Source organism: Microbispora sp. NPDC049633, assembly GCF_040675265.1.
Lineage (GTDB): Bacteria > Actinomycetota > Actinomycetes > Streptosporangiales > Streptosporangiaceae > Microbispora > Microbispora maris.
Genome location: NZ_JBFAOO010000143.1, coordinates 1 through 18,625 on the forward strand (window position 1 = coordinate 1; position 18,625 = coordinate 18,625).

Consider the following 18,625-nt stretch of genomic DNA (forward strand, 5'->3'; position numbering starts at 1 on the left):
AACTACGAGGACGGCGACCGCAACTACGCGTTCGTCACCGTCTACAACGGTGTCCAGGTCACCGACGTGGCCGTCGACAAGGTCAAGAACTGGGTCAAGGACCGCTACTTCGACAACCGCGCGGACGCCGAGAAGGCCCGCAAGGACCTCGAGCTCAAGACCACCGGCTGGGCCGGCGAGATCGTGGCCTTCGGCCCGAACGACGTGAAGTTCCCGTGGAAGTTCGACTGGCGCGTCGCCAAGCACGGCGAGGAGTCGCAGAAGGTCTACATCCCGCTCGACCGTTGGTGCCAGTGGTTCGGCATCGACTACACGGTCGAGAAGCTCGGCGCGCTGGTGCGTGGCGAGGTCAAGGACGCGTCCTTCCGCGGCAAGGCCGGCTACGAGATCTCCCGGATCTCGAAGGACGAGTACATCAAGGCCGTGGGCAACGACCACGACAACGCCAAGATCGTTGACGGTGTGCTCTACTACACCTACAACAACGGCTGGTACAAGGCGAAGTTCTGGGCGAATGTCGCCAAGAAGTTCAAGCTGACCGGCAAGATCGTGGACATCGCCCTCAAGGACGTCGGCACCCTGGGTGCCAACGTCGGCGGGCAGGGCCTGGCCTACAACCAGAAGATCGGCACCGCGGTCTTCGTCTTCGGCTACCCGAGCGGGTCGCACCCGGACGGCAACTACGCCTTCACCGGCAAGACCCTCAAGTGGGCCTACGGCAAGACCTTCAAGGCGGCCGCCCCGGCCGTCAAGGCCGAGGAGCTGGTGGGTGTCAAGACCAGCTTCACCGGCGAGGGCTCGATCGGTTCCTCGTGGCTGTACCGCTACAGCAACACCAAGCGTCTTGGCTACCTCAACGGTGTGACCATCGGCGTCTCCGACACCGACGGCAACAAGCGCATCGACACCAGCGTCTCCCCGTACTTCGACGGTGAGACCCTGGCCGTCTACCAGTACGCCGCGAAGTTCGCTTCCGGCAAGATCGTCTGAGACTCACTCTGACGCTCTAACTGGACCAAAGGAAAGGGCCCGGCTTCCAGCCGGGCCCTTTTCCTGTTTCTCGCCTGCTATCACCCGATGGGCGCGACGAATGGTGCGACCGAGAAATCAGACACAGCCCGGCCGCTCCACCGCCGCCGCGTCCCGTGCCCGCCATGAAACCCCCGGGAACCCATCTCAGGCGCCGGCATCCCGAGCTCCACACGGCTGGACGGTCCACGCCCGAACACCCGCCTCACCCGCGCAAACCCCCTCTGTAGAGCCTCTTGCGGAAGCCGCATCGCAGCGGCGGGACCGACTTTGACGGAGTCCGGACTCCTCCTGGTTTCATCTCCCATGTGTGATTTGCATCACAGGATTTCCTGAACCGTTCCATGACCGTGAGTCGAAAAGATCGAACAAGGCCCACGTGATCAGCGCAAACATGGTCAAGGGCGGCAGACTATGACATCAATGCGCCATTTCCCCCTCACCGACAGTCCTCACGAATCGCCTTACATACCCCTGCTTTCTCCTATAGCTTTCTCCTCGATCCTTCACTGACGCATGGGGCGCAAGCGGCGTCCCACGACAGACCTGGGAGAAATCCATGAAGCGCACCCTCGCCCTCGGCGGGATCGCGGCGGGCCTGCTGGCCGCCGCCGCCGTCGCCGCGCCGGCTCAGGCCGACTCGGACGTCGCTCCTCCGGTCAACCTGGCCAACACGAACTTCGCCGCCAAGCAGGTCGCCGCGTTCTGGTACGGCCAGGGCAAGGCCAACCTGATCAACGCGACCCCCTACAACGTCGAGACGACGCTGCCGACCAAGCACGTCTCCACGGGTGGCGCTTCCGCCGACAGCAAGGCCGGCGTCGTGGGCTCCAGTGGCGACCAGAAGGCCGCCACGAGCAACCTGAAGAACATCAACCTGCCGAAGACCACCGGCAAGGTGTTCTTCATCGGCGCCGACAACAAGCCGCACTGGTGCTCGGCCACCGCGGTGCAGAGCCAGTACAAGAACCTGGTCGCGACCGCCGGTCACTGTGTCTACGACACGGTGAGCAACAAGGCCACCCTCGACAAGTGGGTCTTCATCCCCGGCTACTACCAGGGCAAGACCCCGTGGGGCATCTACGTCGGCAAGACGGCCTACACCCACTACGACTTCGACAACTACGAGGACGGCGACCGCAACTACGCGTTCGTCACCGTCTACAACGGTGTCCAGGTCACCGACGTGGCCGTCGACAAGGTCAAGAACTGGGTGGACAACCGCAAGTTCGAGACCAAGGCGGACGCGGAGAAGGCCCGCAAGGACCTCGAGCTCAAGACCACCGGCTGGGCCGGCGAGATCAAGCCCGTCGTGGACTACCGCACGGTGGTTCGCAACCGGCACGCCGAGTCCCAGAAGGAGTACATCAACATCCTCTGGTGGGCGTACGCCCAGGGCTGGGGCGACAACTACGCCACCCTGAGCAGCCCGTCCGCGCAGGACATCAACGACATCGCTGCCAAGATCAACCAGCAGCGTGGCGGCACCACGGAGTTCAAGGTGTCCCGGGGCACCGGCGTCACCGTGACCCGCGTCAGCAAGGAAGAGTTCAACGGCGCCAAGTACGGCGAGGGCGACATCCGCGTCTCCGCGGACTACAAGGCCCTGTACTTCGCCTACAACAACGGCTGGTACAAGGTCACCTTCTGGGCCAACTTCGACATCGACTACATCCTCAAGGGGAAGATCGTCGACATCGCCCTCAAGGACGTCGGCACCCTCGGCGCCAACGTCGGTGGTCAGGGCCTGGCCTACAACCAGAAGATCGGTTCCGCGGTCTTCGTCTTCGGTTACCCGAGCGGGTCGCACCCGGACGGCAACTACGCCTTCACCGGCAAGACCCTCAAGTGGGCCTACGGCAAGACCTTCAAGGCCGCTGCCCCGGCGCTCAAGGCCGAGGAGCTCGTCGGCATCAAGTCCTCCTTCACCGGCGAGGGCTCGATCGGCTCGTCCTGGCTGTACCGCTACAGCAACACCAAGCGCCTCGGTTACCTCAACGGTGTGACCATCGCGGTCTCCGACACCGACGGCAACAAGCGCATCGACACCAGCGTCTCCCCGTACTTCGACGGTGAGACCCTGGCCGTCTACCAGTACGCCGCGAAGTTCGCTTCCGGCAAGATCGTCTGAGACTCACTCTGACGCTCTGACTGGACCAAGGAAAGGGCCCGGCCTTGAGCCGGGCCCTTTTCTTATATCCCGGGATGGCTGTCACGCATCGCTCCAGTAACAGCCCTTACGCCCCACTGATCTTCTCCGATAACTTTATTTTCATCCTTTACTGACGCATGGGGCAAATGTCACGCCCCACGCCAGACCTGGGAGAACAAGTGAAGCGCACCCTCGCTATCGGCGGCGTGGCGGCCGGCCTGCTGGCTTCCGCACTCGTCGCCTCCCCCGCACAGGCGGAGAAGGTTCCGGTCGTACCTCTGGCCGACACGAACTTCGCCGCCAAGCAGGTGGCCGCGTTCTGGTACGGCCAGAAGATGGCCAACCTGATCAACGCCACGCCGTACAACGTCGAGACCAAGGTCTCCTCCAAGGTCGTCGCCCACCTGCCGAAGGAGCCCGCGTCCGTCAAGGCGGGTGTCGTCGGGTCCAGTGGTGACCAGAAGCCCACCGGCACCTCGAAGAACGTCAATCTGCCCCGGTCCTCCGGCAAGGTGTTCTTCGTCGGCGCCGACAACAAGCCGCACTGGTGCTCCGCCACGGCCATCCAGAGCGGGCACAAGAACCTCGTGGCGACCGCCGGGCACTGCGTCTTCAGCACGGCGAAAGAGAAGGCCACGATGAACAAGTGGGTCTTCATCCCCGGCTACTACCAGGGCAAGACCCCGTGGGGCATCTACGTCGGCAAGACGGCCTTCACCCACTTCGACTACGAGGTCTACGCCGACGGCGACTACGACTACGCGTTCGTCGCCGTCTACAACGGTGTCCAGGTCACCGACGTGAAGACCGACAGCGTCAAGAACTGGGTCGACAACCGCGTCTTCAAGACCCTGGCCGACGCCGAGAAGGCGCAGAAGGACGTCGAGATCAAGCAGACCGGCTGGGCCGGCAAGATCGTGCCGTTCGTGTCGAAGCCCGAGACGGTCGTCAGGGACAAGAAGAACAAGGAATACCAGCAGACGTGGATCGACGTCTGCAGCTGGGCGCACTGGCAGAACCTCGAGGCGAAGGCCCTCACCGCCGAGAACAAGGCCCCGGCGACCAAGGAAGCCGTGGAGATCCTGAACAAGGGCCGTGGTCAGACGACGGACTTCAAGACCGCTCCCGGCACCGGGATCAAGGTCACCCGCGTCTCGCTGACCGAGTACAACTCGGCCAAGGACGAGGTGAAGTTCGGCGACCTCGTGTTCCGTGTCTCGGAGGACGGCAAGAGCGTCTACTTCATCTACGACCACGGCTACTACAAGGTCAACTTCTGGGCCAAGTACGACCTGGACTACAAGCTGACCGGCAAGATCGTGGACATCACGCTGAAGGACGTCGGCCGCCTGGGCGACAACGTCCCCGGCCAGGGTCTCGCCTACAACCAGAAGGTCGGCCAGCCGACCTTCGTGTTCGGCTACCCGAGCGGGTCGCACCCGGACGGCAACTACGCCTTCACCGGCAAGACCCTCAAGTACAGCTACGGCAAGACCTTCCCGGCCGTGGCGCCGTCCATCAAGGGCGAGGCGCTGCAGGGCATCAAGTCGTCCTTCACCGGTGAGGGCGCGCTCGGCTCCGGCTGGCTGTTCAAGTACAACAACAGCAAGCGGTTCGGCTACCTGAACGGCGTCACCATCGGCGTCTCGGACACCGACGGCAACGACCGGTACGACACCAGCATCTCGCCGTACTTCGACGGCGAGACCCTGGGCGTCTACAAGGTCGCCGCGGCCACCGCGTCCGGCAAGATCGTCTAGTCGCCGATCGCATGCGAAGGGCCCGGCAGCCTGCCGGGCCCTTCCCTTTTATCCGCCTCCAGGACGAGTTGTCCGCCTACTGGTCGAGCCGCTCGGCGAGCGTCATCCACTCCAGCTCGGCCGCCTCCTTCTGCGCGGCGATGTCGCGCAGCTCGGCGTCGAGCTTGCCCAGGCGCTCGAAGTCGCTCGCCGCCTCCGCCATCTGGGCGTGCAGCTTCACCTCGCGCTCGCCGAACTTGTCGATCTGCCGCTCCAGCCGGTTGAGCTCCTTCTGCAGCTCGCGCAACTCCTTGGCGGACGGCCCCACGGCCTGCGCCGGCTGGCTGTCCGGCCGCACCTGCACGGAAGAACCGGCGGCGCCGGAGGCCGCGCGGGCCGACAGGGCCTGGCCCGCCGCACGGCGTTCCAGGTATTCGTCCACCCCGCCCGGCAGCATCGACATCGTGCCGTCCCCCAGGAGCGCGACGCAGCGGTCGGCCACCCTCTCCAGGAAGTACCGGTCGTGACTGACCACCACGAGCGTGCCCGGCCACGCGTCGAGCAGGTCCTCCAGCTCGGTGAGCGTCTCGATGTCGAGGTCGTTGGTCGGCTCGTCGAGCAGCAGCACGTTCGGCTCATCCATGATCAGCCGCAGGAGCTGCAGCCGCCGGCGCTCGCCGCCGGACAGGTCGCCGACGACCTTCCACTGCGCCTCGCCCCGGAAGCCGAGACGTTCCAGCAGCTGGGAGGCCGACCACTCCTTCTTGCCCACCTGGACGTACTTGCGGATCTCCTCGACCGTCTCCAGCACCCGCCGCGTGGGGTCCAGCTCGGCGAGCTCCTGCGACAGGTGCGCGAGCCGTACGGTCTTGCCGCGGACGACGCGGCCGGAGTCGTGCTCGACCGTGCCGGACAGCAGGCGCAGCACCGACGACTTACCCGAGCCGTTGACCCCGATCAGGCCGATCCGGTCCCCCGGCCCGAACTGGTAGGTGCACCGGTCGAGCACCAGCGGACCCGACTCCGGGCCGCCGGCGTGGAGCGTCACGTCCTCCAGGTCCACGACGGTCTTGCCCAGCCGCGCCGAGGCGAAGTTGAGCAGCTCGACCGTCTCCCGCGCCGGCGGCTCGTTGGCGATGAGCGCCTCGGCGGCGTTGATCCGGAACTTTGGCTTGGAGGTCCGGGCCGGCGGTCCGCGCCGCAGCCACGCGATCTCCTTGCGCATGAGGTTCTGCCGGCGGTCCTCCGCGGCCTGCGCGATCCGCGCCCGCTCGGCCTTGGCCAGCACGTACGCCGCGTAGCCGCCCTCGTAGCGCTCCACCGAGCCGTCGACGACCTCCCACGTGCGGGTGGAGACCGCGTCGAGGAACCACCGGTCGTGCGTGACCACCAGCAGCGCGGACTTGCGCTGGACGAGATGCCCGGCGAGCCAGGCGATGGCCTCGATGTCGAGGTGGTTGGTGGGCTCGTCGAGGATCAGCAGGGCGTGCTCTTCGACCAGCAGCCGCGCCAGTGCCGTACGGCGGCGCTCACCGCCGGACAGCGCGCCCGCGGGAGCCGCGAGGTCGATGTCGCCGAGCAGGTTGGCGAGGATCTCCCTGATCGCGGGGTCGCCGGCCCACTCGTGCTCGGCCCGTCCGGCCAGCACGATGTCCTTGACGGCGGTGTCCGGGTCGAACTGGTCACGCTGCGAGAGCGTGCCGACGCGTAGATTGCGGGTGTGCGTGACGCGGCCGCTGTCGGGCTTCAGCGTTCCCGCGATGATCGAGATGAGCGTGGTCTTGCCACCGCCGTTGCGGCCGACGACGCCGATCCGGTCGCCCTGCTCGAGCCCGAGCGAGACGTCGGCGAGCAGCGGCTTGGGCCCGAAGGCGTGGGAGACGGACTCCAGATTGACCAGATTCATGGCCTGTAAAGCTTATCCGGCCCCCGCACCGGCAACGGTCACGCCGGGGACGGGACCGTGCGCGGTGACGACGGCCCGGCAGCCGTCGACGTCCGTGATCAGGCCGGCCAGCTCGTGCGCGTGCTCGGCCGACTCGGCCAGGAACGCGCAGGTGGGGCCGGACCCGGAGACGAGCGCGCCGAGCGCGCCGTGCTCACGCCCGGCGGCGAGCGTGTCCGCGAGCGAGGGACGCAGCGCCAGCGCCGCGGGCTGGAGATCGTTGGTCAACGCCTGCCCCAGCGCCTTCGCGTCGCCCCGGCGCAGGGCGTCGAGCAGCGCCTCGCTCACCGCGGGACGCGGTGCGGCCACCCCCGCCTCCTCGCGCAGCCGGTCGCACTCGCCGTACACCCTCGGGGTCGACAGGCCGCCGTCGGCGAGCGCGAAGACCCAGTGGAAGACCCCCGCGGTCTCCAGCGGCGCGAGCCGCTCGCCGCGTCCGGTGCCCACGGCCGTGCCGCCGAGCAGCGCGAACGGCACGTCGCTGCCGATGTCGGCACCGATCTCCATCAGATCCTCGACCGGCAGCCCGAGGCCCCACAGCTCGTTGCAGGCGACCAGGGCCGCGGCGGCGTCGGCGCTCCCCCCGGCCATACCGCCCGCCACGGGGATCGACTTGCGGATCAGCAGATCGGCCCGGTACGTACGGCCCGCCCGGCCGGCCAGCGCCATAGCGGCCCGGACGGCGAGGTTGTCGTCGCTCACCGGAACCCCACCGGTGTGGTCCCCGTCGACCCTGACCCTGAGCGGAGCGGCGGTGGCGTCCCCGTCCGCCGGCTCGGCGGCGGTGACCTCGTCGAACAGCGAGACCGCGTGGAAGACGTTCACCAGGTCGTGGTAGCCGTCCTCGCGCAGCGGGCCGACCGCGAGCTGGAGGTTGACCTTCGCCGGCACGCGCACTGTGATCGCGCTCATCGCCCGTTCCCCCGCTCGCGTCGTTCCCACATGTGTCGCCCCGGTTCGTGTCGTCCTGGTTGTGGGCGACGGGCGAGGCCACGTCGTCTGTGCCTGACCATGGGACCCGAGCTTAGCGGCACCCGCCCACGGGGACATCTCGCGGATTTCCGCTGGTCATCCAATGGTCATCCGGGCCCGTACATGCGGAAAGGGCCCGGCTGGACGCCGAGCCCTTCCCTCAGTTCACCCGATGGCCGCGGGAGAACCTCAGACGATCTTGCCGGAAGCGAACTTCGCGGCGTACTTGTAGACGGCCAGGGTCTCACCGTCGAAGTACGGGGAGACGCTGGTGTCGATGCGCTTGTTGCCGTCGGTGTCGGAGACCGCGATGGTCACACCGTTCAGGTAACCGAGACGCTTGGTGCTGCTGTAGCGGTACAGCCACGAGGAACCGATCGAGCCCTGGCCGGTGAAGGAGGACTTGATGCCGACGAGCTCCTCGGCCTTCATGGCCGGAGCAGCGGCCTTGAAGGTCTTGCCGTAGCTCCACTTGAGGGTCTTGCCGGTGAAGGCGTAGCTGCCGTCCGGGTGCGACCCGCTCGGGTAACCGAACACGAAGACGTTCGTGCCGATCTTCTGGTTGTAGGCCAGGCCCTGACCACCGACGTTGGCGCCGAGGGTGCCGACGTCCTTGAGGGCGATGTCGACCAGCTTGCCCTTGAGGCGGTAGTCGACGTCGAAGTTGCCCCAGAAGGTGGCCTTGTACCAGGCGTTGTCCTTGGCGAAGTAGTAGGCCTTGCCGTCGGACGACCAGCCGCCGTTGCCGAACTCCCGCTTGGAGACCCGGTTGACGACGACGCCCCACGTCTTGTCCGAGTAGGTGGAGGTGCCGTACTTCTCAGCCTGCTCCGCCAGGGTCTTCTTGGCCGAGTCGACGGTCTTCGGGTCGACCGCGATCTGAGCGACGCTGGCCTCGACCTTCTTCGAGTCACGGGTGCGCAGCGGCACCTTGTGGGCCCAGTCGATCCGGCTGACGATCTGACCCGCGAAGCCGGTGCTCTTGAGCTCCAGCTCCTTGCGCGCCTTCTCGGCCTCGGCCTTGGTCTCGAAGTTGCGGTTGTCGACCCAGTTCTTGACCTTGTCGGTCTTGACGTCGGTGACCTGGACGCCGTTGTAGACGGTGACGAACGCGTAGTTGCGGTCGCCGTCCTCGTAGTTGTCGAAGTCGTAGTGGGTGTACGCGGTCTTACCCACGTAGATGCCCCACGGCGTCTTGCCCTGGTAGTAACCCGGGATGAACACCCACTTGTCGAGGGTGGCCTTGTTGCTCACCGTGTCGTAGACGCAGTGGCCCGCGGTCGCGACCAGGTTCTTGTACTGGCTCTGCACCGCGGTCGCGGAGCACCAGTGCGGCTTCTTGTCGGCGCCGATGAAGAACACCTTGCCGGTGGTCTTCGGCAGGTTGACGTTCTTCGACGTGCCGGTGGACGCCTTCTTGTCACCGCTGGAGCCGACGACGCCGGCCTTGCTGTCAGCGGAGGCACCGCCGGTCGACACGTGCTTGGTGGGCAGCGTGGTCTCGACGTTGTACGGCGTCGCGTTGACGAGGTTGGCCTTGGCCTGGCCGTACCAGAACGCGGCGACCTGCTTGGCGGCGAAGTTCGTGTTGGCCAGGTTGACCGGCGGGGCGACGTCCGAGTCGGCCTGAGCCGGGGTGGCGACAGCAGCGGCGGCCAGCATGCCGACCGCGATGCCGCCGAGGGTGAGGGTGCGCTTCAACTTACTACTCCCTGGTCTGATCGTCGGGCGCCGCTTGCGCCCCATCCGTCAGTAAAGGACGGGTAAGAAGCTATCCGAGGTTTTGCCAGTTGTGACCCCGTCTAGTGGTTTCAGTCTGATCGGCCGGTCAAGATCGAGCCCGTCGCCGCCGCTCGAATCGCTCAGCGCGCCGTCACGTTTCCGCTGATCACAGAGGCCGCCGTCGCGACCCCATTACGGAGCGTCACTGATCCACGCAAGCCGCCAATGTGACCCAAATCACACTAATCTGATGGAACGAGATGGCTAGTTGATCACGTCAAACTCGCTCCGTCAGAGCGGGCTCACCCGCGCCACCGCCACTCCAGCTCGCCCGGCGCGGGCGGCGGCCCGGGCAGCGGATCCGCGCCGTCTCCGGCCAGACCGGCGAGCAGCATCGCCAGGCAGCGCCGCCGCAGCTCCCCGGTCCGGCCGGGGTCGGGCACACGCACGGCGGCGCAGCTCTCGAGCACCAGGCCCATGTCCTCGGCGACCACGTCGCGGCGCAGCCGTCCGGCCGCGTGGGCCCGCTCCACCAGCCGGTCCATCAGCGCGCCGGCCCGCTGCGCGTCGCGCCGCATCTCATCGGTCGGCGTGAAGGTCCCGGCGAGATGGACGGTGAGGGAGTGCACGTCGGCGTCGACGATCCTGCCGAGGAAGACGGTGAGGGCCGTCCAGGCGTCCGGCTCGGTCTCGGCGGCCTCCGCCTCCTCGATCCAGCGGCGCAGCCCGTCGTGGCACAGCCGCCGCAGCAGGTCCTCCTTGCCGGGATATCTCCGGTAGAGCGCACTCATTCCGACCCCGGCCCGCTCGGCGACGGCGGCGACCGGGGCCTTGGGATCGGCGAGGAAGACCTCCCTGGCGGCGTCGAGGATGGCCGCGTCGTTGCGTGCCGCCTGCCCCCGCCGCCCGGCGAGGCCGGCGGCGCCGTCGTCGTCTGTCCGCTGTCGCATGCCCACACGGTAGCAGTGGAACAGAGCATTCCGTTCTGGTAGAGTCCTCAGTAGCGGAACGGAACATTCCGCTCCTGGTTCGACGAGAGGGCACCCTGATGAGCGAGACCATGACGGCGAGCTGGCGGACCCTGCTGGCCGAGTCCCACGACGCGCTGCGCGGGGCGGTCGCCGGCGTCGCCCCCGGCAGCTGGGACGCCGCGACGCCCTGCGAGAAGTGGTCGGTCACCCAGGTGCTGCAGCACGCGGCCGGCGACCAGATCGCGTTCGCCGCGGCGATCACGGGTGGGCCGTGGCCGTCCGAGGACCCGTTCTCCCCCTCCGGCCATGTCGACGGCGACCCCGCGACGTATCTCGCCGCGGCGCTGGACGCCTCGGCCGGCGCCTGGGCGACCGTCGACGACCGGGCCGAGCAGGTGCCGGTGCCGATCCCGCAGGGCCCGATGCCCGCCTGGCTCGCGGCCGGCGCGTGCGCGCTCGACGCCGCCGTGCACGCCTGGGACATCGCGACGGCCACCGGGCAGCCCTCGCCCCTCACGCCCGCGATGGCCCGGCCGCTGATGGAGGTCGCCACCCGGATCGTCGAGCCGCTGCGCGCCTACGGCGCGTACGCCGCGGCCCTCGACGCGGGCGGCGACGCCGATGACGTGGTCGCGCTTCTCGCCTATCTCGGCCGCCGGCCGGTCCCCGTGTCCTGATCCGTGTCCTGATCCGTGTCCTGATCCGTGTCCTGATCCGCGCGTCCTGATTCGGCGGCGCATGCCCGGGGCCCTGACAGCGAGCCCGGGCGTGGACCTCATCGCCGCAGGCGAGCCCAGCGCAGGCCGAAGACCGTGCGCAACAGCGTTTCGACCATCCTCGGCAAGCTGCACGCCGCCGACCGGGGAGAGGCCGTCGCCCGCGCGGGCCCACGGTCTCGGACAGGCCGCGCGGGGGACGGCCGCTCACGACCCCCACCGCGCGCTCTGAGATCCGTGGAAGACCCGCACTCCTTGGAAGAGCGCGGCCTGGGAGATCCGCACGCTTGGGAGCCTCGGGCGGCCGGGGAGATATCCGTACTGCCTAGGCGATCGCGGCGGCCCGCTGCTCGGCGATGCGGGCGAAGTCCTCGATCCGCAGTTGCTCCCCGCGAGCCGAGGGGTCGATCCCCGCTCCGACCAGTGCCTTCTCGGCGGCGGCCGGCGTGCCGGCCCAGGAGGCGAGCGCGGCGCGCAGCGTCTTACGGCGCTGCGCGAAGGCCGCGTCGACGGCGGCGAAGACCTCCTGACGGGTCACCGTCGTCGCCGGCGGCTCCCGCCGTACGAGCGAGACGAGTCCGGAGTCGACGTTCGGCGCGGGCCAGAAGACGTTGCGCCCGACCGGCCCGGCCCGGCGCACGTCGGCGTACCAGGCCGCCTTCACCGACGGAACCCCGTAGATGCGCGACCCCGGCGACGCGGCGAGCCGGTCGGCGACCTCCGACTGCACCATCACCAGCCCGCGCCGCAGCGACGGCAGCACCTCGAGCAGGTGCAGCACGACCGGCACGGACACGTTGTACGGCAGGTTGGCCACGAGCACGGTCGGCTCGGCCCCGAGGTCGGCGGGCCCGACCTTGAGCGCGTCGGCGTGCACCACCTTCAGCCGCCCGGCTTCCTCGGGGGCCCGCTGCTCGACGGTCAGCGGCAGCTGCTCCGCCAGCACCGGGTCGATCTCCACGGCGACGACCTCGGCGACCTCAGGGAGCAGGGCGAGAGTGAGCGAGCCGAGCCCCGGCCCGACCTCGATCGCCACGTCGTCCGGGGTGACCTCGGCGAGCCGGACGATCCGGCGGACGGTGCCGCCGTCGATCACGAAGTTCTGCCCCAGCTTCTTCGTCGGCCGGAGGTTCAGCTTCTCCGCCAGCACACGCACTTCGACCGGCCCGAGCAGACTCATGCCTCCAGTGTGGGGCATCGGCGCGACTACCAGGCGCCGAAGACGGTCTCGCCGTTGGCCGAGATCCGGGCGGCGAGGTCGGCGACGTCCATGCCCTTGACCTCCGCGAGGCAGCGGAGCGTGAGCGGGATCAGGTAGGGCGCGTTGGGCTTGCCCCGGTGCGGCGTCGGCGGCAGGTAGGGCGCGTCGGTCTCCACCAGGATCAGCTCGGGCGCGGCCACCGCCGCCGCCTCGCGCAGGTATCCGGCGTTCTTGTAGGTGACAGGGCCGGAGAACGACATGAAGTAACCGGCGTCCACGCACCGTTTGGCCATCTCGGCGTCGCCGGAGAAGCTGTGGACGACCACCACGTCGGGGGCGCCCTGGTCGGCGAGCACGGCGAGCACGTCGTCGTGCGCGTCCCGGTCGTGGATCACCAGCGCCCTGCCGGTCCGCTTGGCGATCTCGATGTGCGCGCGGAAGCTCGCGTGCTGGTCGTCCTTCGACGCCCAGTCGCGGAAGTAGTCGAGACCGGTCTCCCCCACCGCCCGCACGTGCGGCAGCCGCGCGAGGTCCTCGATCTCGGCGAGGACCTCGGGCGTGGCGGCGTGCGCCTCGTTCGGATGGATGGCCACCGCCGCGTAGACGTCCCGGTGCTCACCGGCCACCGCGGCGTTCCACCGCGAGGACGGCAGGTCGTAGCCGACCGTCACCAGTCGCGTCACGCCGACCGACTTCGCCTCGGCGAGGATCGACTCGACGCTCGCCCCGGCGGCCTGGGCCGCCAGCGCGACCGGATCCCCCGAGGACGCCTGCCGGTTGCCGACCATGATGTCCAGGTGGCAGTGGCTGTCGAACACCTCACCCGGCAACGCCTCGGGCTTCACGGGACGCTCGCGCGACATGGTCAGGCGGTCTCCAGCCTCGGGAAGAGGATCTCGCCCTTGACGACCTGGGCGCCGACGGGCAGCCTGCCCCAGGTGGCGACGTCGGCGATCCGCTGGTCCGCGAGCGCGCCGAGGTGCGGCTCCGCACCGAGGGACGCCCAGAGCTTCTCGCTGGTGGCGGGCATGACCGGGTGCAGCAGCACCGCGATCGCGCGCAGCGACTCGGCCGCGGTGTAGAGGATCGTCGCGAGGCGCGCCTGCCCCTCCGGCGAGTCGTCCTTGGCCACCTTCCACGGCGCCTGGTCGCTCAGGTAGCCGTTGACCTGCTTCACGAAGTCGAAGATGGCGCCGATGCCGCCGGCGAAGTCGAGGTTGTCGCCGATCAGCGTGTCCGCCTGGGCCGCCGCGGCGGCGAGGCCGTCCGCGACCGCCTGCTCGGCCGGACCGAGACCCGCGTCCTTCGCCTCGGGCAACACCGTGCTTCCCTTGGCCGCCTCCGGCAGCACGCCGTCGAAGTACTTGCCGATCATCGCGGCGACCCGGGACGCCAGGTTGCCGAAGTCGTTGGCGAGCTCGGAGGTGTAGCGGGCGGAGAAGTCCTCCCAGGAGAACGAGCCGTCCTGGCCGAACGGGATCGCCCGCAGGAAGTAGTAGCGGTAGGCGTCCACGCCGAAGTGGCTCGTCAGGTCACGCGGCGAGATGCCGGTGAGGTTGGACTTGCTCATCTTCTCGCCACCGACCATGAGCCAGCCGTTGGCGAAGACCTTGCGCGGCAGCGGCAGGCCGTTCGCCATGAGCATCGCCGGCCAGATCACCGCGTGGAACCGGAGGATGTCCTTGCCGACCAGGTGGACGTTCGCCGGCCAGGTGGAATCGAACTTCGCCTGGTCGGAGCCGTACCCGACGGCCGTGGCGTAGTTGAGCAGCGCGTCGATCCACACGTAGATCACGTGCTTGGGGTCCCAGGGGATCGGGACGCCCCAGTCGAAGGTCGAGCGGGAGATCGACAGGTCCTGCAGGCCCTGCTTCACGAACTGGACGACCTCGTTGCGGGCCGAGGCGGGCTGGACGAAGCCAGGGTTCTGCTCGTAGAACTCCAGCAGCCGCTCGCCGTACGCCGAGAGCCTGAAGAAGTAGTTCTCCTCCTTCAGCCACTCGACCGGGCGCTTGTGGATCGGGCACAGGTCGCCCTCCAGCAGATCGCCGGGCGACTTGTACTCCTCGCACCCGACGCAGTAGGGGCCCTCGTACCCGCCCTTGTAGATCTCGCCCTTGTCGTACAGGTCCTGCACGAACTCCTGGACGCGGTCGGTGTGGCGCGGCTCGGTGGTGCGGATGAAGTCGTCGTTGGCGATCCGGAGGTGCTCCCAGAGCGGCTTCCAGGAGTCCTCGACGAGCTTGTCGCACCACTCCTGGGGCGTCACGCCGTTCGCCTCGGCCGTACGCATGATCTTCTGACCGTGCTCGTCCGTGCCGGTGAGGTACCACACCTTCTCGCCACGCTGGCGGTGCCAGCGGGTGAGCACGTCGCCCGCGACGGTCGTGTAGGCGTGGCCCAGGTGCGGGGCGTCGTTGACGTAGTAGATCGGCGTCGTCACGTAGAACGCCGACTCCCCGGATGCAGTCGTTCCTGTAGCCGCCATGTGCGAATCCTATCGGCCCCGGGGAGGTGACTCCCCGGGATAAAACCGTGGTGTGTCAGGCGACGGACTCGCGGCCGGCGGTCTCGGACTCGCGGCTGACGGCCTCGGCGGCCTCCTCGGCGGCGGACGCCGCGATGTCGACCGGGTTCTCCCGTGTACGGCGGATGCCGAGGATGCTGATGAACAGCGACGCGAAGATCGTCTGGAAGCTCATGACGAACGCGGTCGCCGAGGGCACGACGAGGCGCAGCGACTCGGCCGGGATCAGCTCGCCGAAGCCGCGGCCGCCCCAGTGGGCGAGCGAGGCCACCAGGCCGACCAGACCGGCCACGGCCAGGGCGCCACCCGCGAGCAGGCCCTTCTCCAGCGTGACGACGTCCACCAGCCTGCGGATGCGCCGGTCTTCGGGGAGGAAGCCCTCCTCGGCCGCGTACACCTTGGTGAACAGCGCGAAGAGCACGGCCTGGAATCCGCTGATCACCATCGCGGACGCGCCGACCAGCGTGTCGACGTCGAAGGCGAGCTTGCCGATGTAGACCGGGCCGAACGTCAGCGCGGCCCCGACGACGAGGCCGAGGCTCATTAGCACCAGGCCCGGGATGAAGAACAGCCAGCGCGGGCTGTACAGCATGAGGAAGCGCAGGTGACGCCAGCCGTCCCGCCAGGAGCGCAGGTGCGGCGGGCGGGAGCGGCCGTCGGGCGACAGGGTGGTCGGCACCTCGCGGACGTCGAGCCCCTGCAGGGTCGCCTTCACGACCATCTCGGACGCGAACTCCATGCCGCCGGTCTGCAGCCCCAGCCGCAGGATCGAGTCGCGGCGGAAGCCCCGCAGGCCGCAGTGGAAGTCGCCGATCTCGCTGGGGAAGAACAGCCGGCCGATGAACGACAGGACCGGGTTGCCCAGGTAGCGGTGCAGCGGGGGCATGGCCCCCGGAGCGATGCCGCCGCGGAACCGGTTGCCCATGACCAGCTCGGCGCCGTCCCGGAGCTGCTCGACGAAGGGCATCAGGCTCGTGAAGTCATAGGAGTCGTCCGCGTCGCCCATGATGACGTACTTGCCGCGCGCGGCGCGGATTCCGCCGATCAGGGCGTTGCCGTAGCCCTTCTCGTCAATGTGGACAACCCGGGCGCCCGCGTCGCGGGCCAGTTGTTGCGAGCCGTCGGTGCTGCCGTTGTCGGCGATGACCACCTCGCCGTCGATCCCGTTCTCGCGCATGCAGGTGAGGGCCTTGCGAACACAGATCTCCACGGTCTCGGCCTCATTGAGGCATGGCATGACAACGGTAAGTTCCACGTCGCAACTCCTTGCATATGACGGCAGGACACCAATGATGCCCGCTTCCCAGTAGCGTCCGAGTCAAGTCCGCGAAACGGCTGGCATTCTGTAACCGTGACTCCACCCACCGCTGGAGCGGCGGGCTACCCGCGCCGCCGGCCGAGCGGCGACGCAGAGGACGAGCCCGGCTCGGACGATTCCCAGTGCCCCGGCCACGCCGGTGTGCACGGCGTGCCCGCAGGTCACGCGCCGGATTTCGGCGCGGACGGCGGAGTTCTCCTTCGCCCCATGCCCGCGGGTTTCCGATGGAAGGCGCCGACAATCGAGGGGAGGAAGCGCGGAAACACCGGCCGGCCGACGCGGGCCGTGCCCTCCGCGCGACTGTGAATGGTCGCGATCGCTGATCCTCCCTCCGTGGACGCCTCCCCCGCCGGCGGTTGGAGCCGTACGGTCGCCTTACTGCGCCGGCACCGGGTTTTCACGGTCGCGCTCGGCGTCGCCTTCGTGCTGCGGATCGTCACGATGCTGGGCTTCGGCCCGGCCATGTGGTTCAACGACTCCTACGACTACGTGTCGGTGGCGCTGCGCCCGCGTCCGCACCCGATCCGCCCGGACGGGTACAGCTTCTGGCTGCTGCTGCTCAAGCCGTTCCACAGTTTCTCGCTGGTGGTGTTGACCCAGCACCTCATGGGCCTGGCGACGGCGTTCCTTATCTATGCGCTGCTGACCAGAAGATTTGGGATGCCAGGCTGGGGGGCGACGCTCGCCGCCGCTCCCGTGATGTTCGACGCCTACCAGATCCAGCTCGAACAGCTGATCATGTCGGACACCATGTTCATCCTGCTCGTGGTGGGCGTGGTGACGCTCGTGCTGTGGCGGGAGCGGCTGACCTGGCGCGGCGGCACCGTGGTCGGGCTGCTGCTCGCGCTGACGGCGCTTACGCGGAGCATCGGCCTGCCCATCCTCGCCCTGGTCGTGGCGTATCTGGTGGTCAAACGGGCGGGCTGGAAGCCGATCGTCGCCATGGTCACCGCGTGCGCGCTGCCCGTGCTCGCGTACATGGGCTGGTTCAAGGCCGTGAACGGCCAGTTCGCGATGACCAACAGCGACGGGGTGATCCTCTACATGAGGACGTCGCTGTTCGCCGACTGCCACAAGATGGACATCGACGAGCGCCGCGAGCTGGAGCTCGCGCTGCTGTGCATCAACGTCGCGCCCAAGGACCGCGGCCTGTCCGCGCAGGCGTACCTGTGGTGGGACGACCAGAACCAGCTTCACGTCTTCGGCTCGGGCATGAAGTTCACCCCGGAGATCAACGCCAACGCGAGCACGTTCGCGAAGCGGGCGATCCTGTCCCAGCCGGGTGACTACCTGGCCGCGGTGGCCAAGGACTTCTTCCGCGCCTTCCAGTGGGGCCGTCCCCGGTTCCCGGACGCCAAGACCTTCCTGCAGTACGAGTTCGACAACGAGTACACCCGCAAGCTGCCCAAGTGGAGCTCCTACCACAGCACCACGGACAAGGACGCCGAGGCGTACGAGAACGGCCCGGCCGCGACGCACGTGGTCTCGCCGTGGTCGGACATCATGATCGGATACCAGAAGGTCGTACGGCTGCCGGGCCTCGTGCTGGGCCTGCTGCTGCTGGCCGGCCTGTACGGCGTGGTGCGCCGCTGGCGCGACCTCGGCGGGCCCGCGCTGCTGCCCTGGCTGGGTGCGGCGGGCCTGATCCTGGCCCCGGCGGCGACCGCCGAGTTCGACTACCGCTATCTGCTGCCCGCGGCGCCGCTCGCCTGTCTCGCCGCCGCCCTCGCCGCGCGTGATCTCGTAGTCGCTCGCAGGAGCGGCCGCTGACCCGGGCCACCTCGGCGCGGTCGCGTCGGGATCACGGCGACGGGGTGGCGTGGACGGCGTTGTAGAGGTCGCGTTTGGGGACGCCGGCGGACTTGGCCACGTCGGCGATGGCCTGCTTGCGCGGCACGCCCGTGCCCTCACGCCTGGCCACCTCCTCGACCAGTTCCTCGATGCTCGGCGCGGCCTCCTCGGCGGTCCGTCCCGCCACCACCAGCGTGATCTCGCCCCTGACCTCGCCGGCCGCCCATTCGGCCAGCTCGCCGAGGCCCCCGCGCCGCACTTCCTCGTACGTCTTGGTGAGCTCCCGGCATACGGCGGCGGGCCGCTGGGCCCCGAAGGCCTCCGCCATCGCCTCCAACGTCGCGTGCAGGCGGTGCGGCGCCTCGAAGAACACCATCGTCCGCTCCTCGGCCGCCAGCGCCGCCAGGCGCCTGGCCCGCTCCCCAGGCTTGCGCGGCGGGAACCCCTCGAAACAGAACCGGTCGCTCGGCAGGCCGGAGACGGCGAGGGCGGTCGTCACCGCCGACGGGCCGGGCAGCGCCGTCACGGGCAGGCCGGCCTCG

General features: G+C 68.6%; 13 protein-coding genes and 1 pseudogene. 5 read left to right on the top strand and 9 right to left on the bottom strand.

Going from position 1 to position 18,625, the window contains the following annotated elements:
- The 3 genes and pseudogenes from AB0J39_RS28555 to AB0J39_RS28565 form a co-directional block, all read left to right on the top strand.
- A pseudogene (locus AB0J39_RS28555) lies at window positions 1-990 on the top strand (hypothetical protein); the annotation flags it as partial.
- A 598-nt stretch (window positions 991-1,588) separates the two neighbouring features.
- Window positions 1,589-3,160: a hypothetical protein gene (locus tag AB0J39_RS28560; RefSeq protein ID WP_363470004.1), complete on the top strand. Its 1,572-nt coding sequence runs from the start codon at window positions 1,589-1,591 to the stop codon at window positions 3,158-3,160.
- 200 nt (window positions 3,161-3,360) lie between these two features.
- The gene (locus AB0J39_RS28565) at window positions 3,361-4,941 is read left to right on the top strand and encodes a hypothetical protein (RefSeq protein WP_363470007.1); all 1,581 of its coding nucleotides are present in this window, start codon (window positions 3,361-3,363) and stop codon (window positions 4,939-4,941) included.
- Between the two features lie 76 nt (window positions 4,942-5,017).
- On the opposite strand, the gene AB0J39_RS28570 is transcribed toward AB0J39_RS28565, so the two are convergent.
- The 4 genes from AB0J39_RS28570 to AB0J39_RS28585 form a co-directional block, all read right to left on the bottom strand.
- Window positions 5,018-6,826 (bottom strand): ABC-F family ATP-binding cassette domain-containing protein, encoded by a 1,809-nt coding sequence (locus tag AB0J39_RS28570; RefSeq protein ID WP_363470010.1) that lies wholly within the window; start codon window positions 6,824-6,826, stop codon window positions 5,018-5,020.
- A 12-nt stretch (window positions 6,827-6,838) separates the two neighbouring features.
- A complete protein-coding gene (locus AB0J39_RS28575) occupies window positions 6,839-7,777 on the bottom strand; it encodes a 4-(cytidine 5'-diphospho)-2-C-methyl-D-erythritol kinase (protein WP_363470013.1) in 939 nt (312 codons plus the stop codon).
- Window positions 7,778-8,026: 249 nt separating this feature from the next.
- Window positions 8,027-9,538, bottom strand: a complete 1,512-nt coding sequence (locus tag AB0J39_RS28580) for a hypothetical protein (protein ID WP_363470015.1) — start codon at window positions 9,536-9,538, stop codon at window positions 8,027-8,029.
- Window positions 9,539-9,861: 323 nt separating this feature from the next.
- Window positions 9,862-10,509, bottom strand: coding sequence for a helix-turn-helix domain-containing protein (locus AB0J39_RS28585; protein ID WP_363470018.1), 648 nt, complete (start codon window positions 10,507-10,509; stop codon window positions 9,862-9,864).
- A 98-nt stretch (window positions 10,510-10,607) separates the two neighbouring features.
- On the opposite strand from AB0J39_RS28585, the gene AB0J39_RS28590 reads away from it, so the two are divergent.
- Complete coding sequence (locus AB0J39_RS28590) at window positions 10,608-11,207, top strand: TIGR03086 family metal-binding protein (RefSeq protein WP_363470021.1); 600 nt, start codon at window positions 10,608-10,610, stop codon at window positions 11,205-11,207.
- Window positions 11,208-11,571: 364 nt separating this feature from the next.
- Here the strand turns inward: AB0J39_RS28590 and rsmA are convergent, their stop codons facing one another.
- The 4 genes from rsmA to AB0J39_RS28610 are packed head-to-tail and all read right to left on the bottom strand — an operon-like array spanning window position 11,572 to window position 16,229.
- Entirely contained in the window at window positions 11,572-12,426 is an 855-nt protein-coding gene (gene rsmA, locus AB0J39_RS28595) for a 16S rRNA (adenine(1518)-N(6)/adenine(1519)-N(6))-dimethyltransferase RsmA (protein ID WP_363470024.1), read from the bottom strand.
- Window positions 12,427-12,452: 26 nt separating this feature from the next.
- Complete coding sequence (locus tag AB0J39_RS28600; RefSeq protein ID WP_363470027.1) at window positions 12,453-13,310, bottom strand: TatD family hydrolase; 858 nt, start codon at window positions 13,308-13,310, stop codon at window positions 12,453-12,455.
- Window positions 13,311-13,312: 2 nt separating this feature from the next.
- A complete protein-coding gene (gene metG / locus AB0J39_RS28605; protein WP_363470030.1) occupies window positions 13,313-14,935 on the bottom strand; it encodes a methionine--tRNA ligase in 1,623 nt (540 codons plus the stop codon).
- A gap of 55 nt (window positions 14,936-14,990) precedes the next feature.
- Window positions 14,991-16,229: a glycosyltransferase family 2 protein gene (locus tag AB0J39_RS28610; protein WP_363470033.1), complete on the bottom strand. Its 1,239-nt coding sequence runs from the start codon at window positions 16,227-16,229 to the stop codon at window positions 14,991-14,993.
- A 396-nt stretch (window positions 16,230-16,625) separates the two neighbouring features.
- On the opposite strand from AB0J39_RS28610, the gene AB0J39_RS28615 reads away from it, so the two are divergent.
- Window positions 16,626-18,062 (top strand): hypothetical protein, encoded by a 1,437-nt coding sequence (locus AB0J39_RS28615; protein WP_363470036.1) that lies wholly within the window; start codon window positions 16,626-16,628, stop codon window positions 18,060-18,062.
- A 31-nt stretch (window positions 18,063-18,093) separates the two neighbouring features.
- Here AB0J39_RS28615 and AB0J39_RS28620 read toward each other — a convergent pair.
- On the bottom strand, window positions 18,094-18,625 hold a 532-nt coding region (locus AB0J39_RS28620; protein WP_363470039.1), incomplete at its 5' end, for an SAM-dependent methyltransferase.